At 36.5% G+C, this 26,258-nt stretch carries 27 protein-coding genes and 1 tRNA gene; 15 read left to right on the top strand and 13 right to left on the bottom strand.

Annotated elements, in window-relative coordinates; genetic code table 11:
* Window positions 1-19: 19 nt before the first annotated feature.
* Together rpmG and rpmB are read right to left on the bottom strand one after the other, a co-directional pair.
* Window positions 20-175: a 50S ribosomal protein L33 gene (gene rpmG, locus ABXT69_RS01005; protein WP_271556915.1), complete on the bottom strand. Its 156-nt coding sequence runs from the start codon at window positions 173-175 to the stop codon at window positions 20-22.
* Between the two features lie 10 nt (window positions 176-185).
* Window positions 186-422 (bottom strand): 50S ribosomal protein L28, encoded by a 237-nt coding sequence (gene rpmB, locus ABXT69_RS01000; RefSeq protein ID WP_271556916.1) that lies wholly within the window; start codon window positions 420-422, stop codon window positions 186-188.
* 113 nt (window positions 423-535) lie between these two features.
* On the opposite strand from rpmB, the gene ABXT69_RS00995 reads away from it, so the two are divergent.
* The 5 genes from ABXT69_RS00995 to ABXT69_RS00975 all read left to right on the top strand — a co-directional run bounded on the left by ABXT69_RS00995 (window position 536) and on the right by ABXT69_RS00975 (window position 6,853).
* Window positions 536-625, top strand: a tRNA-Ser gene (locus ABXT69_RS00995).
* 196 nt (window positions 626-821) lie between these two features.
* Window positions 822-2,906 (top strand): tetratricopeptide repeat protein, encoded by a 2,085-nt coding sequence (locus tag ABXT69_RS00990; RefSeq protein WP_416678365.1) that lies wholly within the window; start codon window positions 822-824, stop codon window positions 2,904-2,906.
* Window positions 2,907-3,136: 230 nt separating this feature from the next.
* Window positions 3,137-3,766, top strand: a complete 630-nt coding sequence (locus ABXT69_RS00985) for a class I SAM-dependent DNA methyltransferase (RefSeq protein ID WP_416678363.1) — start codon at window positions 3,137-3,139, stop codon at window positions 3,764-3,766.
* Window positions 3,767-3,818: 52 nt separating this feature from the next.
* Window positions 3,819-4,406, top strand: a complete 588-nt coding sequence (locus ABXT69_RS00980) for a CIA30 family protein (protein ID WP_416678361.1) — start codon at window positions 3,819-3,821, stop codon at window positions 4,404-4,406.
* An 11-nt stretch (window positions 4,407-4,417) separates the two neighbouring features.
* Complete coding sequence (locus tag ABXT69_RS00975) at window positions 4,418-6,853, top strand: GcvT family protein (RefSeq protein ID WP_416678358.1); 2,436 nt, start codon at window positions 4,418-4,420, stop codon at window positions 6,851-6,853.
* 38 nt (window positions 6,854-6,891) lie between these two features.
* On the opposite strand, the gene ABXT69_RS00970 is transcribed toward ABXT69_RS00975, so the two are convergent.
* From ABXT69_RS00970 to ABXT69_RS00950, 5 genes are all read right to left on the bottom strand, one after another.
* Complete coding sequence (locus ABXT69_RS00970) at window positions 6,892-7,341, bottom strand: type II 3-dehydroquinate dehydratase (protein ID WP_416678356.1); 450 nt, start codon at window positions 7,339-7,341, stop codon at window positions 6,892-6,894.
* Window positions 7,342-7,812, bottom strand: coding sequence for a type II 3-dehydroquinate dehydratase (locus ABXT69_RS00965; protein WP_416678354.1), 471 nt, complete (start codon window positions 7,810-7,812; stop codon window positions 7,342-7,344). It lies immediately after the preceding gene.
* Between the two features lie 95 nt (window positions 7,813-7,907).
* Entirely contained in the window at window positions 7,908-8,471 is a 564-nt protein-coding gene (locus tag ABXT69_RS00960) for an HD domain-containing protein (protein ID WP_416678351.1), read from the bottom strand.
* Window positions 8,464-9,618, bottom strand: a complete 1,155-nt coding sequence (locus tag ABXT69_RS00955; protein WP_416678349.1) for a gamma-butyrobetaine dioxygenase — start codon at window positions 9,616-9,618, stop codon at window positions 8,464-8,466. Before ABXT69_RS00955 ends, ABXT69_RS00960 begins: the two co-directional genes overlap by 8 nt.
* A gap of 51 nt (window positions 9,619-9,669) precedes the next feature.
* Window positions 9,670-10,560, bottom strand: a complete 891-nt coding sequence (locus tag ABXT69_RS00950) for a phytanoyl-CoA dioxygenase family protein (RefSeq protein WP_416678347.1) — start codon at window positions 10,558-10,560, stop codon at window positions 9,670-9,672.
* 91 nt (window positions 10,561-10,651) lie between these two features.
* Between ABXT69_RS00950 and ABXT69_RS00945 the strand changes: the two genes are divergently transcribed.
* Window positions 10,652-11,089: an NfeD family protein gene (locus tag ABXT69_RS00945; RefSeq protein WP_416678345.1), complete on the top strand. Its 438-nt coding sequence runs from the start codon at window positions 10,652-10,654 to the stop codon at window positions 11,087-11,089.
* Between the two features lie 40 nt (window positions 11,090-11,129).
* Here the strand turns inward: ABXT69_RS00945 and pyrE are convergent, their stop codons facing one another.
* On the bottom strand, window positions 11,130-11,771 hold the full coding sequence (gene pyrE / locus ABXT69_RS00940; protein ID WP_416678343.1) for an orotate phosphoribosyltransferase: 642 nt from the start codon (window positions 11,769-11,771) through the stop codon (window positions 11,130-11,132).
* A 31-nt stretch (window positions 11,772-11,802) separates the two neighbouring features.
* On the opposite strand from pyrE, the gene ABXT69_RS00935 reads away from it, so the two are divergent.
* The 9 genes from ABXT69_RS00935 (at window position 11,803) to fabB (ending at window position 20,409) form a co-directional block, all read left to right on the top strand.
* Window positions 11,803-12,567, top strand: coding sequence for an exodeoxyribonuclease III (locus tag ABXT69_RS00935; RefSeq protein WP_416678341.1), 765 nt, complete (start codon window positions 11,803-11,805; stop codon window positions 12,565-12,567).
* On the top strand, window positions 12,564-13,259 hold the full coding sequence (gene trmB / locus ABXT69_RS00930) for a tRNA (guanosine(46)-N7)-methyltransferase TrmB (protein WP_416678339.1): 696 nt from the start codon (window positions 12,564-12,566) through the stop codon (window positions 13,257-13,259). The genes ABXT69_RS00935 and trmB overlap by 4 nt, the downstream gene beginning before the upstream one ends.
* Window positions 13,260-13,715: an FxsA family protein gene (locus tag ABXT69_RS00925; RefSeq protein ID WP_416678337.1), complete on the top strand. Its 456-nt coding sequence runs from the start codon at window positions 13,260-13,262 to the stop codon at window positions 13,713-13,715. It begins immediately after the preceding gene.
* Window positions 13,716-13,754: 39 nt separating this feature from the next.
* Complete coding sequence (locus ABXT69_RS00920) at window positions 13,755-14,972, top strand: bifunctional folylpolyglutamate synthase/dihydrofolate synthase (RefSeq protein WP_416678334.1); 1,218 nt, start codon at window positions 13,755-13,757, stop codon at window positions 14,970-14,972.
* A gap of 52 nt (window positions 14,973-15,024) precedes the next feature.
* Entirely contained in the window at window positions 15,025-15,921 is an 897-nt protein-coding gene (locus ABXT69_RS00915; RefSeq protein ID WP_416678332.1) for a CvpA family protein, read from the top strand.
* Between the two features lie 3 nt (window positions 15,922-15,924).
* Window positions 15,925-17,442: an amidophosphoribosyltransferase gene (gene purF, locus ABXT69_RS00910; RefSeq protein WP_416678330.1), complete on the top strand. Its 1,518-nt coding sequence runs from the start codon at window positions 15,925-15,927 to the stop codon at window positions 17,440-17,442.
* A gap of 13 nt (window positions 17,443-17,455) precedes the next feature.
* On the top strand, window positions 17,456-18,613 hold the full coding sequence (locus tag ABXT69_RS00905) for an O-succinylhomoserine sulfhydrylase (RefSeq protein WP_416678328.1): 1,158 nt from the start codon (window positions 17,456-17,458) through the stop codon (window positions 18,611-18,613).
* A 63-nt stretch (window positions 18,614-18,676) separates the two neighbouring features.
* Window positions 18,677-19,189 carry a 3-hydroxyacyl-[acyl-carrier-protein] dehydratase FabA gene (gene fabA, locus ABXT69_RS00900; protein WP_271556413.1) on the top strand — a complete coding sequence of 171 codons (513 nt, stop codon included), beginning with the start codon at window positions 18,677-18,679 and terminating at the stop codon, window positions 19,187-19,189.
* Entirely contained in the window at window positions 19,189-20,409 is a 1,221-nt protein-coding gene (gene fabB / locus ABXT69_RS00895) for a beta-ketoacyl-ACP synthase I (protein ID WP_416678326.1), read from the top strand. The genes fabA and fabB overlap by 1 nt, the downstream gene beginning before the upstream one ends.
* Before the next feature lie 8 nt (window positions 20,410-20,417).
* On the opposite strand, the gene secF is transcribed toward fabB, so the two are convergent.
* The 5 genes from secF to ABXT69_RS00870 all read right to left on the bottom strand — a co-directional run bounded on the left by secF (window position 20,418) and on the right by ABXT69_RS00870 (window position 26,254).
* Window positions 20,418-21,344, bottom strand: coding sequence for a protein translocase subunit SecF (gene secF, locus ABXT69_RS00890; RefSeq protein WP_416678325.1), 927 nt, complete (start codon window positions 21,342-21,344; stop codon window positions 20,418-20,420).
* Entirely contained in the window at window positions 21,341-23,188 is a 1,848-nt protein-coding gene (secD, locus tag ABXT69_RS00885; RefSeq protein ID WP_416678324.1) for a protein translocase subunit SecD, read from the bottom strand. The genes secF and secD overlap by 4 nt, the downstream gene beginning before the upstream one ends.
* 13 nt (window positions 23,189-23,201) lie before the next feature.
* A complete protein-coding gene (gene yajC / locus ABXT69_RS00880; RefSeq protein ID WP_416678321.1) occupies window positions 23,202-23,558 on the bottom strand; it encodes a preprotein translocase subunit YajC in 357 nt (118 codons plus the stop codon).
* A 27-nt stretch (window positions 23,559-23,585) separates the two neighbouring features.
* On the bottom strand, window positions 23,586-24,875 hold the full coding sequence (serS, locus tag ABXT69_RS00875) for a serine--tRNA ligase (RefSeq protein ID WP_416678317.1): 1,290 nt from the start codon (window positions 24,873-24,875) through the stop codon (window positions 23,586-23,588).
* 107 nt (window positions 24,876-24,982) lie between these two features.
* On the bottom strand, window positions 24,983-26,254 hold the full coding sequence (locus tag ABXT69_RS00870; protein WP_416678315.1) for a Tat pathway signal protein: 1,272 nt from the start codon (window positions 26,252-26,254) through the stop codon (window positions 24,983-24,985).
* Between the last annotated feature and the right edge of the window lie 4 nt (window positions 26,255-26,258).

Raw genomic sequence — 26,258 nt, 5'->3', positions numbered from 1 at the left:
ACTAGTATTTTATAAAGAATTACTTAATCTTAGCTTCTTTATACATCACGTGCTTTCTTACCACGGGATCAAACTTCTTAACTTCTACCTTTTCAGGATGAATACGCTTATTTTTAGTAGTCGTATAAAAATGACCTGTTTCTGCTGAAGATACTAATTTAATTTTTTCTCTCATAAGTTACTCCCTATACCTTTTCGCCACGTCCACGGATTTCTGCTAAAACTTCATCGATCCCCTTCTTATCAATGATTCGGAGACCCCTAGCACATAGCTTTAACTTAACAAAACGGTTTTCGGCTTCGACCCAAAAACGGTGTGTGTGAAGATTTGGATAAAAACGACGACGCGTTCTATTGTTAGCATGCGAAACGTTATTTCCACTTATTGGTCGCTTACCAGTTACTTGACATACTTTTGCCATAACGACTACCTTAACAAAATTCTAAAAAAGGGAAATTATACGCAAAAATTTGCGGTTTTTTTATATAAATTTGATTTACTTTATTGATAAAAACTGTATCATACCCACCTTCTGGAGGGATGGCAGAGTGGTCGAATGCACTGGTCTTGAAAACCAGCAAGGGTTAATCCCCTTCCAGGGTTCGAATCCCTGTCCCTCCACCATTCAAACCCCTCTTCTAAAGCATCCTTTTTTAAATAAGCGACTTTACGCCAATATATTCTAATAGACTCCTCTCATTAATGACGTTTTAAGTAAATTTTTATATAACTTGATACAAAAAATGTATACGTCTAACGTTACTCAAAATCAGAGAGGATTCGCACTTTAATTAGGTTCTAATTAAAATATAATTGAATTATGAAAAATCAAAATCCTTCCTCACAACAATTACAGCCAATTGTTAATCTTTTTACTCAAAAAAGATATAAACAAACCCTATCTGAGTCAAGTCAAATGTTGAAGAAGTTTCCAAATTCAATCATCCTATTTAATATTATTGGTGCTTCCAATGCAGCATTAATGCAATTTGATGCTGCAATAGAAAGTTATAAAAAGGCGCTAGAGATTCAACCTGACTATGCTGATGCCAATAATAATATGGGTATTGCCTTCAATGAGATGGGTGATTCAATTGAAGCAATAGACTGCTTTAAAAATGCACTGAAGATAAATCCTAACCATCCTGATGCCTATAACAATATGGGCATTGCTTTAAATGAGAAAGGAGAATCAAAGGCGGCGATAGAGAGCTACAAAAAAGCACTAAAGATAAGGCCTGACTATGCTGATGCTCATAATAATATGGGTATTGCTTTAAATGAGAATGGGGATTTAGAGTTAGCAATAGAAAGCTACAAAAAGGCACTAGAGATAAAGCCTGACTCTGCTGAGGCTTATTTCAATATGGGAGTTGCCCTAAAGGGAGTAATGCTTGCTAAACCAATTTCTGGTTTGCAGGAAATAATTAGCTCAATAATTGACCGAAAAAATTACGTCAGACCAATAGATGTATCCCAGGCTTCAATTAATCTTTTGAAATTTGAGCCAATTATGAAGCAACTTTTTGAAAAGCATTTTTTAAGTGAGAAAAAGCAATCAGTTGATGAGCTTATTTCAAGTTTATCTAAATTTCCCCTTTTATTTAAATTAATGAGAGTTTGCCCTCTTCCTGATTTAGAACTAGAAGCTGTTTTTACTGATATCCGATTCACCTTATTGACAACCGTCACTCACATCGAAAACTCTCCAGAAGTCTTACAATTTCAATCAGTATTAGCATTGCAATGTTTCACAAATGAGTATGTTTATAACCAAAATGATGAAGAAACTAGGGCTCTTGAGGCTTTAGAAATCGAAGTTAGAGAGATTTTTTTAAAAGAAAAACAGCCAAGACCCCAGTTGGTTCTATGTCTGGCTGCCTATAAACCCTTGCATCAGTATCAATGGTGTGACTTGCTCAACTTGAATTCTACGATTGAAGAAGTAGTTACGCGTCAAATTTTTGAACCACAGCAAGAAACTCTCCTTAAATCTAATATTCTAGTTTTACAAGAAATTACTAACAAAGTATCCACAAAAGTTAGTCAGCAATATGAAGAAAATCCTTATCCAAGGTGGGTTAATACGGGATTGGTTTTAAACCCTGCTCCAATTTCTAAAGCAATCAAAGAGCAAAAGCTAAGGCTCTTTGATAAAGTAATTAATGTTGTTGACGCTCCAAATATTTTGGTAGCTGGCTGTGGAACTGGACAGCATTCGATTAGCACCGCAGCAAGATTTAAAAATGCTAAAGTTCTTGCTATAGATTTAAGTTTATCTAGCTTGTCATACGCAGAACGAAAGACGAGAGAACTGGGCTTTCAAAATATAGATTACATGCAAGCTGATATTTTAGACTTGGATAAATTAAATAGAAAATTTGACATAATTGAAAGCTCTGGTGTTCTGCATCATATGGATAAACCCATGGCTGGGTGGAAAATTCTGACAGATTGCCTCAAACCAGGTGGCTTAATGAGAATTGGTCTATATAGTGAATTAGCTAGGCAGCATATTTTAAAGATACGAAAAGAAATTAAATTAACTGGCATTGGAGCAAGTACTGCTGCAATAAAATCCTTTAGGAGTGATTTAATTAATTCAAATGAAGAACATCATAAAAGGACGCAATCGACAATTGATTTTTTCAGTCTAAGTGAGTTGCGAGACCTTCTTTTTCATGTTCAAGAACATCGGTTTACCATACCTCAAATAAAAGACTGTCTATCTAAATTAGATTTAAAGTTTTGTGGTTTTGAAACAAATGAGATAGTTTGGGATTTCAAGCTTAAAAACACTGGAATAGATGATCCTTACAATTTAGATAAGTGGCATTTATATGAAAAGGCTAATCCACACTCCTTTTATGGAATGTACCAATTTTGGTGTCAAAAGATATCTTAAATTCAGTGACTCAGAAACATTTGAGTGGTTGCTTTAATTGACTTATAAGGCTAGTAAGAAAAAAATAACTGGTTTTTATCTTGATGAAGATAATCACTGGGTAGCGTTCTTATCTTGAAGTTATACTTAGAATTTCAAGCATAATCCGCTTTGGCAAAAATGAAAATGGGTTTTGTTGGAAAATAGTCGCAAGGATTTCATAGGATTTGAACTAGCATGCAAGGCTGAACATGACTGAAAAAAAGGGTTTAAAAGATGCGTATTCATTAAAGACTCCTGAGGATTCTATAAATTTATATAAAACTTGGGCATCTTCATATGATGATGATTTTGCCAAGCAAAATGACTACCGCTCTCCAATAGAAATAGCCAAATATTTTGCTAAATATTCTAATAATGAGGATACCCCTATTCTTGATGTTGGTGCAGGAACAGGGCTAATTGGAGAGTGCTTAAATCTGAATTCAAAAAAAGTAGATGCTATTGATATTTCTCCTGAAATGCTAGAAATTGCTAGAGCAAAAAATTGTTATTCCAAAATAATCGAGGCAGACTTAACGAAAAGATTATTGATAAATGATAATCATTATGGAGCAATTATAAGTGCAGGAACTTTTACTCATGGACATGTTGGACCAAATGTATTAGATGAGCTTTTAAGGGTTACTCGCTCTGGTGGTCTTTTTGTTTTTACGATTCACTATAAGTTATTTAAAAAGGCTGGTTTTGATAAAAAATTTATAGAAATTAAAAAAAATATTACTAAGCCAATTTTCCATAAAGTAGATGTTTATGGAAATAATCCAGATAAAGACCATGGAAGTGACCAAGTAATTATCACAGTATTTAGAAAAAAATAAGTATTAAATCCCCATATAATATAGTTTTTATATGATCTGACTATTATCTTATATGTTCATAAATTCATTAAAAATTTCAAAAATAAGTTATTTTTTATCCTTAATAGCTATGATTACTATTAACTCAAAAGCGATTGCTGTTGAAGACCTATCGTTCCCATTTAATGCTGATAGTGGTAAATACTGGCAGTACACTAGTGATCGAGTAATGGGTGGGGTATCCGATGGTCAAGTAACACTTGAACAAGATGGGGAAACCTATTATGCAAGACTTACAGGCAATGTTAGTACGGCAAACAATGGTGGCTTTATTCAGTTTCGCTCTGGGGTCTCATTTGCAAACTCTGAAAAGGAAGGTAAAAACCTTCAAGGTGTTCGACTCAATGTAAGAGGAAATGGGGAAACTTACTATATTCACATTCGAACCAATGAAAGCTGGTCTCCATCAGACTATTATGCTACAACTTTCATAGCGAATGAAGAATGGAAAATGATTGACCTGCCCTTTAATAAATTCGAACGAAGATGGTCAAAGAACTCAGCCTTGGATCCAAAAAAAATTAGAAGATTTGGTATTGTAGCCTATGGCAAAGATTTCATAGCTGATGTCTCAGTCTCAACAATAGAGTTTTACTATTAGAGAATAAATATATGAAGACAAAAACGAAAGTTGTTGTTATTGGGGGAGGAATTGCGGGCTGCTCCACCTTATATCACCTTACTCAAGAGGGCTGGTCTGACGTTGTTCTTGTCGAACGTAATGATCTAACTAGTGGAACAACTTGGCACTCTGCAGCACAGGTTACTAATTTTGGCATGAACCAAACAATGGTTGGCTTAAAAACACATTCAATTAAATTATACAAAGAATTATCTGAAGATCCAGATCACCCAATCAACTACAATTATGGTGATGGAGGAATAAGACTTGCGAGTACAAAAGAACAAATACAGGGCTACCATCACTTCGCTTCAATGGCTCGAGGCATGGATGTTGATTTTGAAGTAATTGATGCAAAGGAGTGTCAACGACGTCATCCTTTGATCTCAACAAAAAATTTAATTGGTGGATTATGGGACCCACTAGATGGAGATATAGATCCATATCAATTGTGTCACGCATTAACCCGAAAAGCTCGTCAAGCTGGTGCAGAAGTTTATACAAATACCCCTGTCACTGGCCTAAAACAATATAAAGATGGCACTTGGAAAGTAACCACTGAAAATGGTGATATTGATTGCGATATTATTGTTAATGCCTGCGGCTATAGAGTCAATGAAGTCGGCGCAATGATGGGAGTTCATCATCCTGTAGCGTCGATGGAGCATCAATATTTTTTAACAGAAGATATTCCTGAAATAGCTGAGGCAGGTCACCGTATGCCCCTACTTCGTTGCCCAATATCTGACTATTATTGTCGACAAGATAAGGGTGGACTTTTGATTGGTTTTTATGAACAAAATTGTAAGACATGGGGAATGGATGGCATTGATCCAAACTTTGTAAATGCTCTCTGTCCAGATGATTTAGAGAGAGTGACTGATGTTTTGGATGGGGCATTTGAGCGCATGCCAGCTCTTATGAATGCTGGAATCAGAAGCATCATTAATGGCCCAATTACCTACACAATTGATGGTGCTCCACTGGTTGGAAAAATTCCAGGCAAGGAGAATGCTTTTTGCATTATTGGTCTTCGTGCAGGACTAGGTGAAGGTGGTGGACATGGCTGGCTTCTCGCTCAGCAGATTGTTCATGGTGAGGCTTGCTATGATACCTGGTGCCTTGACCCTAGAAGATTTACAACTCATGCTAATGTTGAGATGACCTCTCTAAAGGCTATTGAAGACTACCAAAACGAATTCCGTTTTCACTTTCCACATGAGCATCGCCCAGCTGCTCGTAATGCGAAAACTACTCCTCTTACCCCAGTAATGGCAAAAGAAAATGCAGAATTCACAGTCATTAATGGATGGGAGCGTGTTGAATATATAAAACCATCTGAGGACTTTCATCCTTCGCTTTCATTTCACTTTGATGAAGCATTTGATATTGTCGCAAATGAAGTAAAAAATGTCCAAAATAATCTGGGGCTCACCGAAGTTAATGGCTTTAACCGTTTTGAAATTAGTGGCTCAGATGCCGAGAGTTTTATTGATCGAATGTTTTGTGGCAATATTACTCACAAGATAGGTCGGGTTGGATTAGGTTACCTTCTTAATGACTTTGGAATGATAAAAAGTGAAGCAACAATTTCTAATCTTCCATCCTCAGATCGAGGTCCAAAAAGAATTTGGTATGGCTCAGCTGCAGCATCTGAATTTCATGACATGGATTGGCTAAAACAACACTTAAAAGCCGATGAAGAGGTTGAAATTAAAAGTCTAACGAACGACCAAACTATTCTTCTTTTAGCAGGGCCAAATGCCAGAGAAGTTCTATCTAGTTGTAGTCGTGAAGATTGGAGTAAGGAGGCCTTTCCATGGCTTAGTGTCAGGGAATGTTTCATAGGCTTTTCTCCAGCCACCGTAATGTCAGTAAGTTTTTCAGGTGAGCTTGCTTATGAAGTGCATGTCCCAAATGCATTTCTGTATGCAGCCTATCAAACAATCTCTAATGCAGGAAAAGGGTTTGGAATGAAGCTGTTTGGGTCTAGAGCTGTAGAGTCCATGAGAATGGAAAAAGGATTTTTAGCATGGAAGTCAGATTTATTAACTGAGTTTGATCCCTTTGAAACTGGTCTTGATCGCTTTGTTAACCTAAACAAAGATAACTTTATTGGTAAAGAGGCACTACAAAAACATGCTAAAAATGGTCCAAAACAAAAACTTGTATGTCTCAAAGTTGCTTGTAAGCACGCTCCTGCTTATGGTGGAGCCTCACTTATGGAGGATGGTAAAGTCATTGGAACAATAACTTCAGGAGATTGGGGACACAGAGTAAACCTCAACCTAGCGTACGCATTTGTAAATCCAGAAAAATCAGAGCTGGGGACTCAAATGTTGCTAGATTTATTAGGAGAAATGATCTCAGTGGAGGTTATTCCATTTGCACCATATGATAGTAACTTCAGTAGAATCTTATCTTAATAAAAAATACCCATCTTCTAATACCTACTAGGGCATATCTACGCCTCGTTGTATTGTTTTTTTAGCTCTGTTAATAATTGAATAACATGGCTATAACCACTTGGACCTAAACCCGCAACTACAGCATCTACCACAGGTGAGATATAGGAAACATGGCGAAAAGATTCACGTAAATGTGGGTTGGAAATATGCAACTCTATTTTGAAACCTGAAAAAGATTTTAATGCGTCATGAATTGCAATCGAAGTGTGGGTGTAAGCTGCTGCATTAATAACAATAGCATGGATTTTTTCTTTGATTGCATACTGAATCCATTCAACTATTTCGCCCTCATAATTTGACTGCATAAATTTAACAGAATGGCTATCTTTTAAGCCTTGTTCTATACATTTTTTTTCAATATCGCCCAATGTTTCGCTACCATAAATTTCTGGCTCCCGCGTTCCAAGAAGGTTTATATTAGGTCCATTGATTACGTAAATATTCATCTAATTATGGTTTAGTTTTTCATGAATTGATCTAATAGCTAATTCATAGCTATGAACGCCAAGTCCACATATAAATCCGACTCCACTTTTTGAAACTATTACAGGCTCAGAGATGCCCTCATTATCATGGAAAATATTTGTAATATGAACCTCAATCACGGGTTTATTTTTAAGAGTATCAGACTTTATATTTAAAGCATAGGCATCTAAATCAAAAGTTGATTCATGCGAGTACCCAAGAGGGTTGATAATTAATGCATCACACTCTGTTATTCCTTCAACTATTTTTTTTGTCAAAGAAGCCAGATCATCAGTTTGAAAAAAATCTAGCTCCATGCCTAATGATTTGCACGTCTCCAAACATTTCTTTTGCAACTTTTCCAAGGTCAGATGCTCATAACCATAATCATTAAAGTTACTTAAATCGGAAAGCCCAGGGCCATTGATTATTAGTAATTTATTGTTATTCATTAACTGGTTAAATTTAATTTGTTAGACTAATATTATACTTTCCCAATGAAGACATATATGACGATTAAAAATAGAGAGTATTTTTAAGTTAAATACTAATATTGAACTAATGTCTCTACTAAAGGCCTGAAGTATGAAAATTGTGGATGAGACTTTGAAGGATCTTTAGCTTCCTCATCCCAGTAACGCAGTTTTATGCAATCATCCAAATAAATATTTTTTTCAAACTCTTTAACTTCATCTTTACTCATTGGGCCACCTTGCAAATTAAGAGTGTGTATTGAGGCTTGTGTAAGACGTTCAAAATAGTCTGACTTAACAGAACATAGATAGCGCTTTGCAGAAACATGTTGACGTATTGGCTCAACAACTGATGTTGGAAAGTAATCTTCTAGAAAATTAGCACCCGCTTCTTCATGAAAATTGTTCATACCCTTGGCTAGTACTGACTCAGGTATTTCATTTTTATAGTGCCCTATATCATGAAGGAGTGCAGCAACAATTAGACTGGCATCTGCACCAGATTGCTCAGCACACTCTGCAGCTTGAAGCATATGCTGGGCCATTGTTACGTCTTCACCTAAATAGGATTCAGCACCACGCCTCTTAAAAACATCTTCGATATGATTTACAATATTATCACTATTAATCTCAGTCATTATTTCGCTTTTCTAAAATATTAAGAAGGCTATAAAGGCCATCTAAATCTGTATAAGCGCCCTGTAAATGGCGCTTACCTTTATCAGAAAAAGCGGTCCTTGCATGCATCACTCTAGTGTTGTCAAATATAATTATTTCCCCAGGTACTAACTGAAATTTAACCTTTAACTCATCTCTCTCTATTACCTCTCCCCAGTGCCGATATGCCAAATAAAATGGGCGAATCTTCTCTGAAGGTAGGTTAATTGTATCGATAGATCGATTGTTATATCTCACCTTGATAACTTCATGATTATCATTAACTTCTATCATTGGTACTCTAGACCTAAGATCTGTTTTATCATCAGAAAAACGAAAATTAATCCAGTTATTTGTTAAATTTTCAAAATTTTTACTGCTTTCTTCTCTCAGTTTTTTTGCCGCATTAAAGCCATCCACTAAAACTGACTCTCCACCCTGTGTTGAGCTTTCTAGGCAATGTAAAAGCTGTACTGTTGGAACAGGGTCTCGATACGGATTATCAGTATGGGAGCCAAGCCCAATATTAGTATAAGCAAGATTATTTGGTTTTACTTCAGTTCGAACTTCAAATAATTTTCCATAATTTGTCTCTCTAGTAAATCCCAGTTGAGAAATTACAGATTGAACGAGCCCTTCTTTGATAGAGGCATCTTCGATAATGCAAAAACCCATATCTCGAACTGCGCGCAAAACCTCTAACCTGCCTTTATCGGTTTCTTGAAAATTTTTATACTTGATCCTAGGCAGGCCATCTTTAAAGCTAGTTTTTTGCCACAAATGTTTGTTTTTTTCACTTCTATCATCAAAATGATTATTAAGGTTATAACAGTTTATCCATAGCCAGTTCTGAGAAAAGATAGACCAATAATTTTCAGGCATAAACCGAATATGTAGATCACCTCTTTCATCCTGCTTAACCTCTTCAATAGAGGTATTTTTGGGTATGTTGATAACACTAAATAATCGCTGCCCATTATTAGCATTTCTTGATTGAGGCATTTGGCAATGATCTCTTAGCCAATGACTATAGAGATTACTTTGACTGCCATCTTGCCAATCAATCACTAGCTCATCATTAGCGAGATGAATCTTTTTAATCTGATTAATAGAATTATCACTTTTCATTAGAATAAGGCCATTCAACTAAAGGAATTATAATTACGAACAGTAAAATTATTACATCATTGAACTCTTAGTTTTATCCTGCTGCCCAAAAAAAGAAACCTCTTTTGGGTACTCTGGTAACTCCACACTATAACTTGAGCACCTTACTGTATCGGTCTTTATACCTCTAACTATCATTCCATCTAAGTCACTTGGCAATGGGTTTTCAGTTAACGGTATTGCATCTTCTGCAGTATAGCTAACAATATATAAAGATCGTGGAAATTTTGTTCGATTAGAACTAGAGCCATGTAATAGTTTAGAGTGCATCAAGCAAGCTGAGCCCGCCCTTCCAGTACAACTTACGGCTTCACCTTTATTAGCTAACTCAATTTCGGAACCCACCGCCCCAGTAAAAACTCCATCATGCCACAAAGAATAAAGAGGCCCATTATGTGAACCTGGAACAACTTCAAGTGGCCCATTTTCAAGTGTAACATCGTCTAGAAAAAAAAGAACTGTCATGATATCTTCGTTTGAATGGGGCTCGAAAGGAAAATCTTGATGAAACTTAACTTCTGTCCCTGAGCTGGGTAATTTGAGATTTAGTTTATTCGTCCAGTGCTTAATATTAGGCCCAAATATATCAGCAACAAGATCTAATGCACTATTGTCTTTAACAACATCAAGGCAAGAATCTGATATTTCTGCTGGTGATGTAATTCTTCTTAAGGCCGGCGTATCTGGGCTATGGCTTTTTGTATCAACATCAAAACGTGGCCTACCATCCTTAATCTTACCAAAAGACTCTGAATGAAGTTTGCTTTCATCAACCCAAGATAATAATTGATTATTAACTGCTAATAATTGAGGCTCTGTAAGAGCTTTTTCAAGAAATATATATCCATCTCTATGAAATTGATCAATTAAATCTTGGTTTTTTAAAGGATTTTTAGTTTGCATTTAACGCCTCCAAGTCGAATTATGTACTAAATTTAAGAAAAAATAAAGAAAAATTTAATACAACTTAAGAAAGAATATAAAATCTTATGTCATGGAATTCTTATTTGAAAATTTAAACTTTATGCACTGGCTGATTCTTGGCATTGCTTTAATAATTTTAGAGCTATTTGTCTGGACAGTATTTCTACTTTGGATTGGCTCATCAGCAATTACTGTTGGTATAATTTTCTTTCTGCTTCCTAATGTTTCTGGTTTATTACAGCTGCTGATTTTTATAGTTCTTGCAGTTGTGGCAACTCTATTATCAAAAAAATACTACCCTGTAAAAACAGTAGATGAGCAGCTGCATGATAAGGCAAAGAAACATATTGGGAAAGAATGCATGATAGTATCTATCGAGGATGAAGTCGCTAAAGTCCAGATAGGAGAGTCTCTTTGGTTTGCTAAAGGTTCAAATCTTAGCGCTGGACAATCAGTAAAAATTATTGGTGTTGAGTCTTCAACCTTTATTGTTGAACTGTCGAAATAACGACTTACATAAATAAATATTACGTTTCATAATAACTGGATTAGTTGATGCCATATTGAGATCTATAGTGCTCAATTCTTAGAACAGTGCCTTCATCTTTTGAACCCTTTAAATAGTCAACAATGTGAGACAAGTTAATAATACTTAGAACTGTAATTCCAAAAATTTCTTCAACCTCTTGAATCGCTGAAAGCTCTCCATTTCCTTTTTCTTGACGATCTAATGCAACTATGACTCCTTTTGTTTTAGCACCATTGGCGGTGATAATATCTTGCGCTTCTCGGATTGCAGTGCCAGCTGTAATAACATCATCAATGATGAGAATATCGCCCTCTAATGAATGCCCAACGATACTTCCTCCCTCTCCATGATCCTTGACTTCTTTGCGATTAAAGCAATAAGGAATATTCCTTCCAAGGCTATCATTAAGGGCAATTGCTGTTGCTGTTGCTAATGGAATTCCTTTGTAAGCAGGTCCAAAAAGTACATCAAACTCCAGGCCACTTGCTTCAATAGCTTGAGCATAAAACTTTCCTAACTTAGATAAGTGACTGCCTTTATTAAAAAGCCCTGCATTAAAAAAGTAAGGACTAATTCGACCAGACTTAAGGGTGAATTCACCAAACTTGAGTACCCCAGTTTCTAACGTAAAATCTACAAAATCCTTTTGATACTGTTCCATTGGTTATTCCTAAACTATTAAAATAAGTGCAATGAGAATTATAACAATTAATGTTAATGGTATTAGAGCTGCTGAGCGAAAAGGTCTGTTTAGCTGGCTCAAGACAAAAAATGCTGATGTTGTTTGTCTTCAAGAAATTAAAGCTCAAGAGGATCAGCTAGATGAAAAGTTCTACCCAGAAGGAATGAATACCTATTACCACAGTGCAGAGCGCAAGGGTTATAGCGGAACGGGACTATACTGCAAAACTAAGCCAGATAAGATCTCTTATAGCCCCTGGGAAGATATGAATTCAGAAGGAAGGATTATTCAAGCTGATTTTGGAGATTTAAGTGTTCTCTCAATTTATCTTCCATCAGGGTCATCAAAAGAAGAGAGGCAAGCATTCAAAATGGAATTTATTACCAACCGCTTTATGCCTCATTTAAAAAAACTTCAAAAAGATGGCAGAAAATACATTATCTGTGGTGATTGGAATATCGCGCATAAAAAAATTGACCTAAAAAACTGGCGACCTAACCAAAAAAATTCTGGCTTTCTCCCAGAAGAGAGAGAATGGCTTGATACACTATATGATGATGTTGGCTTCATCGACTCTTTTAGAGAAATCAACCAAGAAGAATATCAATACACTTGGTGGTCAAATAGAGGACAGGCATGGGCCAATAATACAGGCTGGCGACTTGACTACCAGGTAGTCAGTAGCAATTTAGCTGGCCTTGCCAAATCATGCGAAATATATAAAGAGCAGCGTTTTTCTGATCATGCTCCGCTAATCATTGATTACCAACTATGACAGAAGTAAAATATTTACGAAAAATACAGAGCTTTGTAAGGCGCTCAGGAAGAATCTCTAAGGCTCAATCTATTGGTCTTAATGAGCTATGGCATGATTATGGCGTTGATCTTAATGAAAAAAAACTTGATTTTAATAAACTTTTTCTATCAAAAAATAACGTCACACTTGAAGTTGGATTTGGAAATGGTGACAGCCTACTTGAGATGGCAATCGATCAGCCTAATCAAAACTTTTTAGGGATAGAGGTTTATGAGGCTGGCGTTGGAAGGCTTATTAATGAGGCTAATAAGAATAAACTTAGCAACCTCAAAATTATCAAGGATGATGCTGTAGAGGTTCTAACAAACAATATTTTAGATAACAGTATTTCACATTTTCAGCTATTCTTTCCTGATCCTTGGCACAAAAAGAAACATCATAAGCGTAGAATTGTTCAAATAAGCTTTTTGGACCTTCTATCCAAAAAACTTAAAAAAGATGGTGTTGTTCATATAGCTACAGACTGGGAGAACTATGCTGAGCATATTATGGAGTTGCTAGAATCACATTCACACTTTAAAAACTGTGCTGGTGACCATATGTATTCTTTAAGACCAAAAAATAGGCCTTTAACTAAATTCGAAAATCGAGGTCAAAAATTAGGCCATGGGGTTTGGGACATAATTTTTACAAACATAAAAGGAGGTTAAATGTTATTTCCTATATTTGTTGTTGTCACTCTTGCTGAAATCTACGTTCTGGTAACTGTAGGTCAAGCTATTGGTGGACTTTCAACAGTACTACTTGTGATTATTACTGCATTTATTGGCTCTCGTCTTCTTAAACAACAGGGCTGGTCAACGATGGCAAAGGCTCAACAAAGTATTGCTGAAGGAAGGACTCCTGCAGTAGAGATGTTTGAGGGGGTTGTCATTTTAGTTTCTGGTGTTTTATTATTAACACCTGGCTTTATTACCGATATTCTGGGCTTGCTTGGCTTAATGCCCTGGAGTAGAAGCTATTTCATAAACCACTTTTTAGAAAAAAATGCAGAGCGCGTCTTTAGTAAAAAAAATTCCGTCTTTATCAATAGAGGCGGAACTAGTGAAACAAAAAAAACTAACAAAGACGAGACTATTGAAGGTGAGTTTTGGGAAGATAAATAATTTAAACCTTTTTTTGATTTAGTAAAACTACTCTTCAATATGCAAAATAAAAGAACTCTCGATGATTGGCTGTATTGGCAAGAAACATTAATGGAGGAAACCATTGTTTTAGGCCTTGATAGAGTTCAAATTGTCTATGATCTTCTGTTTCCAAGTGGAGTTCCATATGCAGTTATTACAGTAGCAGGAACAAATGGGAAAGGCTCTACCGTTTCTTTTATTGATAGTATTTATCATAAATCAAAATACAAGGTTGGTCGCTCTACCTCACCTCACCTATTAAAGTATAACGAACGCTTTGCGATTGATGGTAAGGAAGTTTCTGATGAATTAATCATAAAAGCGTTTGAATTAATTGAGACAAAAAGGGAAGATGTAACGCTAACATATTTTGAATTTTCAACACTTGCAGCTTTAATTATATTTGCAGAAGCTAGTGTGGATCTTGCAATTCTAGAAGTTGGTCTTGGCGGAAGACTTGACTCTGTGAACGTGGTTGATAGTGATGTAAGCATTATCACAAATATTGCAATTGATCACACAGACTACCTAGGTGATACAAGAGAGGCGATTGGTAGGGAAAAAGCAGGGGTGATGCGAACCGCAAAACCATGTATTTGTGGTGATCAAGATCCGCCTCAAAGTTTATTGTCATACGCAAAACAAATCAAAACTCCCCTTACCCTTATCTCTGAAAGTTATAAAAATGAAATAGGTCTAGAAGGAGCACATCAAAAACTTAATGCTGCAGTCGCAGTTAAGGCCATTGAAAGTCTTGCAGATCGGTTTCCAGTATCCATCTCTATGATTACTGAAGGGATTAAAAAAGCTAGAGTCGCAGCGCGATTTGAAAAAATAACTATAGGCGATAAAACAGTAGTTCTTGACGTGGCACACAATCCAGCAGCAGTAAAGGCTCTTATAAATACATTGTCAGAAAACCCAATGGAAACCGTCGCCATTTTTTCAGCGCTGGCTGATAAAAACATTGTTGATATGATTGAACTCGCCTCTGGGACCATTAAACATTGGTTTTTAGTTCCAATTTCAGCGGAGCGCTCAATCGATTTAGAGTCTCTAAAAAATAAGTTTGATGAGCCTGAATCGACCACTATCTGCCTTAATATGAATAGTGCGATTAGCCAATCACTTGAACTTAATGAAATTAAACGAATTGTTATTTTTGGCTCTTTTTATACAATTACTGATGCATTCAAAATCATAAAAAAGTTTAACGTTAATAGTTTCTGGAGTTAACGACAAACCATAAGAAACTGTTGTAAAATTACACCTATCTATCAGGGAGCTCATGGGCAATTTTTTTGACAATGTTTGGAGTGCTATAAGTTTACTGGCTTGGTCAGACTGGCTTACCTTGATTATTTTAATTATTTTTGTAGTTAGGGGCTTTATTCAAGGACTTGCTAGGGAAATCATTAGCTTTATTTTTGTTATATTTGCAATTATCTTAGCTTGGCTATATTACGACTCGTTTGCAAAGACTTTCCTAAGTAGCTGGATTAGCCCAGACAACCAATCTATTTTTGCGTTATCTTTTGGTGGTATATTCCTTAGTATTTGGCTTATCAAAAAAGGTTTTTATAGGCTTACTGAAGCCTCTTCAAATAATGATAATCCAAACCCTCTAAATCGGCCTTTTGCCGTTACAACAATATTAGCAATTACTGCAGTAATAAGCTTTAACTATCGAGGGGCTGTAGCTGAATTTCAAACAATTGAATCACTAATAGTGAACGAATCATTGCGAAATTTTATTACTTTTGCTATAGTTTTTGCAATTTTAGTAATTGCGCTAATTGCCATATCAAAGCTCCTTAACATTAAAATTGACTCAGAAAATCCCTCTGTTATGGCGCCAATTTATGAAGGCATCTTAAGAATGTTGAGTTCTCTCGATATTCTTCTAAATGCTAGAAATGTGGGTGGACTAAAAAATAATTTTTTTGGCGCAATATTAGGGTTATTCAAAGGTGGCATTTTTGTTCTAATAATTGTACTTATTCTTCAAAGTATGACATGGGTTACTCAAAATCATGCTTGGGTAGAAACTAGTGGCGCTCTCAGAACATTTCAAGATTGGTCAGTTGATATAAAGCCTGTTTTATCTGAGCATTTATTGTTTGTTGAACTTGAGCCCGGCGATGTAGTTGTCGAATTCATAGAAAGTCAGATTACAGGGGATTAACTTATGTGCGGCATTGTTGGAATACTATCAACTACAAAAAAAGATGTGAGTCTTTATATTTATGATGCTCTCACAATTATTCAGCACCGCGGTCAAGATGCTGCAGGCATAACAACTGCCAATAAAGGTCGCTTTTATATGCGCAAAGGTAACGGCCTTGTTCGTAATGTTTTTAGAACAAAACATATGGAAAAATTAATTGGTGACATGGGGATTGGTCATGTCCGTTATCCTACAGCTGGGAGTTCTTCTGAAGCAGAGGCGCAGCCTTTTTATGTAAATTCACCTTATGGAATAGCATTTGCACATAATGGAAATCTGACCAATGCAGAGTCATTAGCAAGTGAACTTTTTGAGCAAGATCTTCGTCATATTAATACAAATTCAGACTCAGAAATATTACTCAACATACTCGCGAGCGAAATAGCTGAAGAGCAAAAACATCGAATTAATGAAAATGATATTTTTAATGCAGTAACAAAACTTCATAAAAGAGTAAAGGGAGCTTATGCGGCTATTGGAATGATTCCAGGCTATGGTATCTTTGGATTTAGAGATCCCCATGGAATAAGGCCTTTAATCCTTGGAGAAAGAACTACAAGAAATGGTACTAAGTATATGTTGGCCTCAGAAAGTGTCGGCCTTACAGCACTTGGCTTCAAAATTACCCGAGATGTAGAACCTGGTGAGGCAATTGTGATTGACCGTAAAGGTAATGTTCATTCTCAGCAGTGCTCAGATAATTCAATATTATCACCTTGCATATTTGAATTTGTTTATTTTGCAAGGCCTGATTCAATTATCGACAAAATTTCAGTGTATAAATCTCGCCTCAGGATGGGCGAAAGACTTGCGATTAAAATTAAGTCTGAGTGGCAATATGAGGAAATTGATGTTGTAATGCCAATTCCTGATACCTCTAGAACATCTGCTCTTCAAGTCGCTAATGAGTTAAATTTAAAATATCGAGAAGGCTTTATAAGAAACCGTTATATTGCTAGAACCTTTATTATGCCTGGACAAAAACAAAGAAAAAAATCTGTTCGTCAAAAACTAAGTGCGATTGAACTCGAATTTAAAGACAAGAATGTACTTTTAGTTGACGACTCTATTGTTCGCGGAACAACAAGCCAGGAAATCGTACAAATGGCAAGAGCTGCTGGTGCGAAAAAAGTTTTCTTTGCGTCTGCCGCTCCTCCAGTTAGATATCCAAATGTTTATGGAATTGATATGGCTAGTAAAAATGAGTTTGTCGCCCACAATAAAACAACAGAAGAAGTATGTAAAACTATTGGCGCTGATAAATTAATTTATCAAAATCTTGATGACTTAATTTGGTCAGTTCAACAGGGAAACCCTGATATTAAAAGTTTTGATTGCTCATGTTTTGATGGCAACTACCTCACCAAAGACATAGATGAGCCTTATCTTGATAACCTTGAAGCTCAAAGATCCGACAATGCCAAACTGGGTAATATTTCCAATGAAAGCTCAGAATTAATCTACAATGATGCTGACTAATTGAGCATAAATTATGAAAGACCTTAATTTTCAAACAAAAGCAGTTCGCGAAGGACATCATGCAACAGAGGAGCAAGAGCATTCTGAAGCTATCTTTTTGACTTCGAGTTATAGATTTAAGAGTGCTGAACAAGCTGCTGATCGCTTTGAAAATAAACAAAAAGGTAATGTTTACTCGAGGTTTACTAATCCAACAGTTGATGCCTTTCAAAATAAATTAGCTGCTTTAGAAGGTGCAGAAAAGTGCCAGGCAACTGCTAGTGGAATGTCTGCCATCTTTGCAACAATTATGACTCTTCTTAAGCCTGGAGAGCACATGGTGGCCTCTCGATGTATGTTTGGAACAACCATAGTTCTTCTAAATAGTATTATTGAAAAGCTTGATATTCAAATTACTTTTGTTGATTTAGGGGATTTAGATGGATGGAAAAAAAGTGTTAAAAAAAATACCAAATTATTTTTATTAGAAACACCATCAAACCCACTTGGTGAAGTTGTTGATATAGAAAAGCTTGCAGCTATATCAAAGAAAAACAATATTGTATTAGCTGTTGATAACTGTGTCATGACCCCTGCTCTTCAAAAGCCACTGACTTTAGGAGCTGACCTGGTCATACACTCTGCCACTAAATATATTGATGGGCAAGGTAGATGTCTTGCAGGAGCTGTTGCGGGAAACGGGTCAATAATTGATGAAATAAGTGCGTTTACTCGAAGCACTGGTCCAACCTTAAGTGCATTCAATGCCTGGATTGTCCTAAAAGGTTTAGAAACACTCAAGATAAGAATGGATGCTCACTGTAGAAGCGCAAAGAAATTAGCTGTATGGCTTAGTGACCAATCTTTCATTAAAAAAGTTCACTACATTGGCCTTGAAAACCATCCAAATCATGAAATTGCAAAAAAGCAGCAAACAGGCTTTGGTGGAATAGTTTCATTTGAGGTTAGTGGTGGCAGAGCCGAAGCTTTTCGTCTAATAAATAATACTAAGATGATTTCAATTACTGCAAATCTTGGTGACACTAAAACTACCATCACGCATCCCTCTTCTACAACTCATGTTCGACTCTCAGATGAAGAGAAACGACAAACTGATATCACTGAAAACCTTATTCGTATATCAGTAGGGCTAGAAGATATTGGTGACATTATTGCTGACATTAGGCCATAAGTTGAATTTCAATAGTAATTTAACTATGATAAAATTCTATCAGTACTTGATTTATTGGACTTTATGAAGCAAAACAACTATTCTTATGAAGATTTAATTACCTGTGGTAAGGGCGAACTTTTTGGCCCTGGCAATGCCCAGCTTCCCAAGCCACCTATGCTGATGTTTGATCGCATTACAAATATTACTGAAACTGGTGGAGAATATGGTAAAGGTGGAATGACTGCAGAACTCGATATTAATCCAGATTTATGGTTTTTTGATTGTCATTTTAATGAAGATCCAGTAATGCCTGGTTGTCTAGGTGTAGACGCAATGTGGCAGTTAGTTGGTTTTTATTTAGGTTGGCTTGGTGGACCAGGAAGAGGTCGAGCACTTGGTTCTGGACAAATTAAGTTTACTGGCCAAGTCTTACCAACAAGTAAAAAGGTTACTTACAATATAAGTCTATCTCGAGTTATTGCGAGAAAACTCTATATGGGTATTGCAGATGCAACCATGGAAGTAGATGGGAAAACTATCTACGAAGCAACAAACCTTAGGGTAGGATTATTTACTGATACATCTTCCTTCTGATGAACAGAGTAGTCATTACAGGAATGGGTATTGTTAGCAGCTTAGGCTCCAACAAGTCCGAAGTTCTTAAATCCTTAAAGTCTGCTAAATCTGGAATAGTATTTAGTGAAAAATATTCAGAAATGGGCCTTAGGTCTCATGTTCATGGTGCAATTGCAGAGGTCGATACTAGTGATGTTATTGATCGAAAAATGCTACGATTTATGGCTGATGCGGCTATATTTAATGCAATCGCACTCGATGAGGCAATCAAAGAATCTGGATTAAGTGAAGAAATGATTTCGAATGAAAGGACTGGTTTAATTATGGGTTCTGGTGGAGCTTCAAATCAAAATATTGTTGAAGCTGCTGATATTTTAAGAGAAAAAGGCATCAAAAGAGTTGGTCCATACCGCGTCCCAAGAACTATGGGTTCTACCACTTCTGCCTGCCTTTCTACACTCTTTAAAATAAAGGGAATAAATTACTCGATCAGTTCTGCTTGCTCTACCAGTGCGCACTGTATTGGTAACGCAATGGAGCAAATTCAACTTGGCAAACAAGATGTTGTGTTTGCTGGAGGGGGAGAAGAGCTTGATTGGTCTTTAACTATGTTATTTGACGCTATGGGCGCCCTTTCTTCAAAATATAATGACACTCCTGATAAAGCATCACGTGCTTTTGATACTGAGCGTGACGGATTTGTAATATCTGGAGGTGGCGGAGCACTTGTGCTTGAGTCTTTAGAGCATGCAGAGGCTCGAGGGGCAACTATCATTGCAGAGTTAGTTGGCTATGGCGCTACTTCTGATGGTTATGACATGGTCGCACCATCAGGTGAAGGCGCTAAACGCTGCATGCAGATTGCTACTGATGGGCTTAATGGTTCAATTGATTATATTAATGCTCATGGAACATCAACACCAGTTGGCGATGCTAAAGAGTTAGGTGCAATCAAGGAGGTATTTGGTACTACCTCAACGCCTCTTATTGGTTCAACTAAATCTCTTTCGGGTCATGCGCTGGGAGCAGCTGGAGTTAACGAATCTATTTATTCACTTTTGATGCTTCAAAATGATTTCGTTGCCGAATCTGTGAATATAGAAAATCTTGATGACGCAGCAATAGGCCTGCCAATTGTTAGAAAAACGAAAAGCGTTAAACTAAACCGCATCCTCTCAAATAGTTTTGGTTTTGGTGGGACCAATGCGTGTCTTGTTTTCGAAAGATTTAGCAAATAAAGTTATTTTTACGGTCTAGCGTCAATCTCTTTTTTCTCTTTTTCTGAAGGCAGCATGTCTTCTTTGGAAATTCCCATCGCAAGTATAGTTGAACTCGCAACATAGATTGAAGAGTAGGTACCAATTACCACACCGATAAGAAGTGCACCAGCAAAACTATGAATCACCTCTCCCCCTAGATAAAATAGAGCAAAAAGAACAAGTAAAGTTGTGAGAGATGTCATTAATGTTCGTGATAAAGTTTGATTAAGAGCCTCATTAATAATTGATCCAGGCTCCACTTGGCGAGTTGCAAGAAAGTTTTCTCGAATTCTATCAAAAACTACGATCGTATCATTAAGAGAATAACCAATTACTGCGAGAATAGCCGCCAATACTGTCAAATCAAATTCAATTTGCAGTAATGAAAACACCCCTAATGTAATAACCACGTCATGAATAAGGGCCGCAATGGAACCTAGAGCAAAACGATACTCAAATCTAAAGGCAACATAAATTAAAATTCCAATAAGTGCATAAAGCATTGCAAGGCCGCCATCATTGGTTAGCTCTTCACCAACCTTTGGCCCAACAAATTCAACTCTACGAACATCTATTCCCTCACCAAGCATCCTAATAATTGATGAACTGAGTTTTGCACTTGAAGTAGCTTGTGGCTCCAACTGAATAAGAACTTCAGTATCTGATCCAAAATATTGAACATTGGCACCTTTAAAATCCGCAGAAGCAAGCTTTGAACGAATACCTTCAAGATCAGCTGATTTTTCATAGCCTAATTCGATTAAAGTACCTCCAGTGAAGTCGATACCAAATTTGAGACCTTGAAATCCTATTGAAGCTATAGAGACAATTAATAAAATTGCAGAAAAAATCATCGCATATTTGCGTCTACCTACAAAGTCAATAACTGGAATATTTAATGATTTAAGACTCATATTGCCAACTCCTTATTTTTCTTTCCACCATAAATAAGGTTTATCATTGCCCTAGAGACAATAATTGCTGTGAACATAGAGGTAATAATTCCAATTGAAAGTGTAACAGCAAAACCTTTAATTGCTCCTGTGCCAAAACTAAACAACACCAAGGATGCTATAAGAGTTGTAATGTTAGCATCAGCAATAGTCAATAGTGCTTTCTCATAACCTGCAGAAATTGCTTTTTGGATATCTTTAGTTGAGCGCATTTCTTCTTTAATACGTTCAAAAATTAAGACATTAGCATCAACCGCCATACCAACTGTCAATACTATGCCTGCAATTCCTGGCAAGGTTAGAGTTGCCTGAATCATAGATAGTATTGAAACTATAGTTATTAAATTTAATGTTAAAGCCACATTTGCAACCAAGCCAAATACGCGATATCGCCAAGCCATAAATACCAACACTAAGGCAAAACCAACTAAAACAGAAATGAATCCTTTTTGAATATTATCAGCACCTAAGCTTGGGCCAATTGTTCGCTCTTCAATAATTTCAACTGGTGCTGAAAGTGAGCCTGCTCTTAATAGTAGCGCTAAATTTCGCGCCTCTCTAGCGCTCTCTAGGCCAGTTATCTGGAAACGATTAGAGAAGGTTCCTTGAATTGTTGCTGCATTAATAATATCTTGCGTCTTACTGCGCTTCTTCACCGCAACACCATCCTCAATAATTGTTTCTACTTGATTTTCAATAAAAACAACAGCCATTCTATAGCCTATAAACTCTTTAGTAGTTTCCAGCATGGTTCTGCCGCCAGAACTATCTAACACAATACTAACTTGTGGCTGATTATCTTGATCAACACTAGAAGATGCATCTACTATGTTTTCACCCGTTGCTATGACAGTTGTTTTGAGTAGTAAAGGTCTTCCATCTTTAAACTGATAAAGCTTTGAGCCCGATGGTGTTTTTCCTGATTGGATGGCAGTTTGAACATCATTTTGCTCGTCAACTAACCTAAACTCAACAGTTGCCACAGCTCCTAATATTTCTTTGGCTCTGGCCGTATCCTGAACTCCAGGCAATTGAACAACAATTCTTTCTGTACCTTGTTGCTGAATTATCGGCTCAGCAACGCCTAGCTCATTTACTCGATTACGTAGGGTAGTAATATTTTGTTTTAGTGCGCTAGACTTTGCAGCAGATTGAGCACTTGAGGAAACTTCAAGACCAAACTCTAGCTCTAACTCACTACCTTCAACAATTACCAAATCAGGCAAATCATTTTTTAAAACCTTTTTTGCTTTATTCTTAAGATCTTCACTCTTGAAGCTTACAACTAACCTATTATCTTCTTTGCGAATTTTTTTATACAACTTATCCTTACGTAAAGCAGTTCTTAGCTCATTGTAATAACGATCTAAAGAGGTTGAAACTACAGCCTCCATATCTACTTCAAGTAAAAAATGAACGCCTCCTCTGAGATCAAGCCCTAAAGACATTGCCTTACCACCCAGATTTCCAAGCCATTGTGGAATTGACGGAGCAAGATTAAGAGCTACTACATAATTTCTGCTTAGTGATTTCTTTAAAAGTGTCTTAGAAGAAAGCTGTGATTGGGAGTTGTTAAAACGAACGAGAATATTATTGCTATCAATCTTTATAGATTTAAAGTCAACATTATTTTCTGTCAGTGACCTGCTTATAGACTCTAAATCACTATCTTCAACAATATAATCACCTGTTCCCGTAATCTGAATCGCCAAATCTGAACCATAAAGATTTGGTAATGCATATAGAGTTGAGAGAAATAAGAAAAATACAATAAGTGCATTTTTCCAAGGCGCGTAATGATTCATATTTTTTTATGTACTATTCTGTCTCTTTTTTCTCAATTGCTTTTGCTTTAGAGGTAGCTTTAGCTTTTGAGGTAGCTTTAGAGCCTGACTTAGTCATAGACTTTGCACTTCCCTTTGGCATCTTTTGATTAATGCCCTGTTTTTGCAATTTAACCACTACTCCTGAAGCAACTTCAACTTCCGCAAAAGATTCATCTACTGCAGTAATTTTTCCAATAACGCCGCCATTAGTGACAACTTCATCGCCTTTTTTTAATGCTTTTAATAGTAGTTTATGGTCTTTAGCTCTTTTTTGTTGTGGTCTGATTAATAAAAAATACATCAGTACAAACATTGCTATCAGAAATAGTTCTGGGGGTAAATTAGGCATTTGTCACTCCAAAAAATTATAAAGGGGTTATTTTATCTTAGTTAGGCCGCTCATGTAACCCTGTAAGACTTTTGGAACTGTAATACTGCCATCAGCATTTTGATAATTTTCTATCACCGCAACTAAAGTTCTTCCAACTGCAAGCCCTGAGCCATTTAATGTATGTAAATACTCAGACTCTTTGGTATCTGAGTTTTTCCAACGAAGCTGCATCCTTCTAGCTTGAAAGCTTTCAAAGCAAGAACATGATGAAATTTCGCGATATGCAGACTGGCCTGGAAGCCAAACCTCCAAGTCATAAGTTTTGGCTGAAGAAAAACCTAAATCACCAGTACATAATGTCACTTTTCGGTAGGGTAATTCTAATAATTTGAGTATGCCTTCTGCATGCGCTGTCAGCTCTTCAAGAACGTCATAAGAGTCAGTAGGTTTAGAAATTTGCACTAATTCAACTTTTTCAAATTGATGCTGACGTATTAATCCTCTAGTATCTCTTCCATATGATCCTGCTTCAGATCTAAAACATGGCGTGTGCGCTACAAACTTTAGAGGCAAATCAAACTCTTTTATAATTGAGTCGCGCACAATGTTTGTTACTGGAACTTCAGCAGTTGGAATTAAGTAAAGTGATTTCGCATCGCCCTCCTCTCCATGTAGATGCGTTTTAAATAAGTCAGCTTCAAATTTTGGCAATTGGCCAGTCCCAGTTAATGATTCTGCATTGACCAAATACGGAACATAGGTCTCAGTATATCCATTAACCTCCGTATGATGGTCGAGCATGAACTGAGTGAGTGCTCTTTGAAGTTTTGCAATCTTACCCGTCATCACAACAAATCTAGCGCCTGAAATCTTCGCGGCAGCAGTAAAGTCGATGCCATGCATTTCGCCTAAATCCACATGATCCTTTGGCTCAAAGTCGAATTTTTTGGGCTCCCCCCACTTAAGAACTTCAAGGTTGTCATTCTCACTAAAACCTTCAGGAACTGAAGGATGAGGTATATTAGGAATTGCCATGGCAATCTCATCAATCTTAAATTGGAGTGCATTTAATTCTGATTTAGTGTCATCAAGCCTATCTCCAAGACTAGAAACTTCATCTAACAAAGGCTTAATGTCTTCTCCAGAAGCTTTCGCTTGACCTATTGCTTTTGACTTAGTATTACGTAAATTTTGCAGCTCCTGTGTTTGAACCTGGATCACTTTCCTTTGATCTTCAAGCTTATTAAACTCATCAACATCAAACGTAAAATTACGCCTTTTAAGTTGCTCAACAACAAAATCAATATTTCCTCTTAAAAGCTTGCTTTCTAACATTATATAAACCTAAATTATTTTAGCTAAATTATACAATATCCTATGCTATAAGAGGGATTGATGCTTTAAGTTGACTTAAAAATGCAACACCTTAACTAACTGAGTCATTAATACTGGTACTTAACTTCCAAGTTAACTCTTTGGTACTGGTCAAACAAACTTAGCGCACGGTTTGGCTTAGCATCTGCATATGTGACAACCAGTGAAGCTTTCCAGTGATCATTAATATCCCAGTCAAGTCCAGCTGAAGTTAGTGAAAGATCATTGTTTGATAATATTATATGGGAGGTATTCCAGCTCCAGTCTGAATCACCAAACTTGTCATTTACTCTTGCCATATATGTCGTACTATTTTTATCTGCACTGACACTTCCTGTTAAAGTCGGTGTTAGATAATCACTGTAGAAATCTAATAGGTACTGAGAGTTAACTGAAATCAAGATCGTTCTATCATTTTTTTGAATATCAAAAGCCAAGTCCCAATCAATTCTATCTACCTTTACAAATTGTCCTGAACGGTTTTGCTGCAAGTTATGTTTATAGGCAACATCAAATTTAAGCAAATAATCATCAAAGGCTTTATTCATTCCAAGCCCTAATAGTTGATATGGTGTTGCATAAACCAACCCATCTGTTAGGTTAATGATTGCGTCATTAGGAACTAGCTGACCAGCATAAAAAGCCATATCACTTCCTTCCCCACTTATTCCATAGCGCAATCCAAATTCATCATAGCTATCATTTTTAAGTGTCATTAATGTGCTTTTTGCAATTCTAGGATTTGTATTATAAAAAAAACTTAAATCACTATCTTCAAAGTAACGAGTAGAGCTCAAAATCCATTGGGAGATCATGGATGGGTCTGTTAGACCTCCTGAAGGATTAATTACGTCAAGTGCACCACCCTCGAGCTCACCCCAGCCAATAGTATATCGACCTAGCTTAGCACTCCAGTCATCAAAACTAAATTGCAAAAATGCCTTCTCTACGTCAATATCACTGGCCTCAATTACGTTGTTGCTATCACTCGGCCAATATTTTATTGCTTTAATTTCTACTTCGCCATAACCTGAGTCAAAAACAGAGCCACTTGTTCCTAACCTCAACTCAGTTCTTTCCATAGCAGTGCTATATCTATTTGCAGGATTAACACCATATTTCTGCGTAACACTCAGATCCAGCCAAGAAAAAGATTTTTCTAGATTTATGTCATTATCACCAAAGACATCACTGTCATCATCCCACTCACCAAACTCTTCATCAGAATCTTCAAATAATAATTCATCGTCAAATAATAATTCGTCCTCAGCAATAGAAATGGAGTTAATTCCAGAGCTAATAATTAAAGCAATAATTCCTTTATAGATAAAATTTAACATACTC

The sequence above is a fragment of the Candidatus Pseudothioglobus sp. Uisw_016 genome (genome assembly GCF_048087635.1).
Taxonomy (GTDB): Bacteria; Pseudomonadota; Gammaproteobacteria; order PS1; family Pseudothioglobaceae; genus Pseudothioglobus.
The sequence above is the reverse complement of the archived record's forward strand: the minus strand, read 5'-3'. Positions and strand labels throughout refer to the sequence as shown.

Excerpts from the sequence above, each read along its gene's own strand:
- ABXT69_RS00925 (WP_416678337.1), top strand. The coding sequence starts at position 13,260 with ATGTTATTTCCTATATTTGTTGTTGTCACTCTTGCTGAAATCTACGTT.
- ABXT69_RS00975 (WP_416678358.1), top strand. The coding sequence starts at position 4,418 with ATGAAGACAAAAACGAAAGTTGTTGTTATTGGGGGAGGAATTGCGGGC.
- ABXT69_RS00950 (WP_416678347.1), bottom strand. The coding sequence starts at position 10,560 with ATGCAAACTAAAAATCCTTTAAAAAACCAAGATTTAATTGATCAATTT.
- rpmG (WP_271556915.1), bottom strand. The coding sequence starts at position 175 with ATGAGAGAAAAAATTAAATTAGTATCTTCAGCAGAAACAGGTCATTTT.
- ABXT69_RS00960 (WP_416678351.1), bottom strand. The coding sequence starts at position 8,471 with ATGACTGAGATTAATAGTGATAATATTGTAAATCATATCGAAGATGTT.
- rpmB (WP_271556916.1), bottom strand. The coding sequence starts at position 422 with ATGGCAAAAGTATGTCAAGTAACTGGTAAGCGACCAATAAGTGGAAAT.
- ABXT69_RS00915 (WP_416678332.1), top strand. The coding sequence starts at position 15,025 with ATGGGCAATTTTTTTGACAATGTTTGGAGTGCTATAAGTTTACTGGCT.
- secD (WP_416678324.1), bottom strand. The coding sequence starts at position 23,188 with ATGAATCATTACGCGCCTTGGAAAAATGCACTTATTGTATTTTTCTTA.
- ABXT69_RS00955 (WP_416678349.1), bottom strand. The coding sequence starts at position 9,618 with ATGAAAAGTGATAATTCTATTAATCAGATTAAAAAGATTCATCTCGCT.
- ABXT69_RS00985 (WP_416678363.1), top strand. The coding sequence starts at position 3,137 with ATGACTGAAAAAAAGGGTTTAAAAGATGCGTATTCATTAAAGACTCCT.
- ABXT69_RS00980 (WP_416678361.1), top strand. The coding sequence starts at position 3,819 with ATGTTCATAAATTCATTAAAAATTTCAAAAATAAGTTATTTTTTATCC.
- ABXT69_RS00905 (WP_416678328.1), top strand. The coding sequence starts at position 17,456 with ATGAAAGACCTTAATTTTCAAACAAAAGCAGTTCGCGAAGGACATCAT.
- fabB (WP_416678326.1), top strand. The coding sequence starts at position 19,189 with ATGAACAGAGTAGTCATTACAGGAATGGGTATTGTTAGCAGCTTAGGC.
- yajC (WP_416678321.1), bottom strand. The coding sequence starts at position 23,558 with ATGCCTAATTTACCCCCAGAACTATTTCTGATAGCAATGTTTGTACTG.
- trmB (WP_416678339.1), top strand. The coding sequence starts at position 12,564 with ATGACAGAAGTAAAATATTTACGAAAAATACAGAGCTTTGTAAGGCGC.
- ABXT69_RS00870 (WP_416678315.1), bottom strand. The coding sequence starts at position 26,254 with ATGTTAAATTTTATCTATAAAGGAATTATTGCTTTAATTATTAGCTCT.
- purF (WP_416678330.1), top strand. The coding sequence starts at position 15,925 with ATGTGCGGCATTGTTGGAATACTATCAACTACAAAAAAAGATGTGAGT.
- ABXT69_RS00920 (WP_416678334.1), top strand. The coding sequence starts at position 13,755 with ATGCAAAATAAAAGAACTCTCGATGATTGGCTGTATTGGCAAGAAACA.
- secF (WP_416678325.1), bottom strand. The coding sequence starts at position 21,344 with ATGAGTCTTAAATCATTAAATATTCCAGTTATTGACTTTGTAGGTAGA.
- pyrE (WP_416678343.1), bottom strand. The coding sequence starts at position 11,771 with ATGGAACAGTATCAAAAGGATTTTGTAGATTTTACGTTAGAAACTGGG.
- ABXT69_RS00970 (WP_416678356.1), bottom strand. The coding sequence starts at position 7,341 with ATGAATATTTACGTAATCAATGGACCTAATATAAACCTTCTTGGAACG.
- fabA (WP_271556413.1), top strand. The coding sequence starts at position 18,677 with ATGAAGCAAAACAACTATTCTTATGAAGATTTAATTACCTGTGGTAAG.
- ABXT69_RS00965 (WP_416678354.1), bottom strand. The coding sequence starts at position 7,812 with ATGAATAACAATAAATTACTAATAATCAATGGCCCTGGGCTTTCCGAT.
- ABXT69_RS00945 (WP_416678345.1), top strand. The coding sequence starts at position 10,652 with ATGGAATTCTTATTTGAAAATTTAAACTTTATGCACTGGCTGATTCTT.
- serS (WP_416678317.1), bottom strand. The coding sequence starts at position 24,875 with ATGTTAGAAAGCAAGCTTTTAAGAGGAAATATTGATTTTGTTGTTGAG.
- ABXT69_RS00990 (WP_416678365.1), top strand. The coding sequence starts at position 822 with ATGAAAAATCAAAATCCTTCCTCACAACAATTACAGCCAATTGTTAAT.
- ABXT69_RS00935 (WP_416678341.1), top strand. The coding sequence starts at position 11,803 with ATGAGAATTATAACAATTAATGTTAATGGTATTAGAGCTGCTGAGCGA.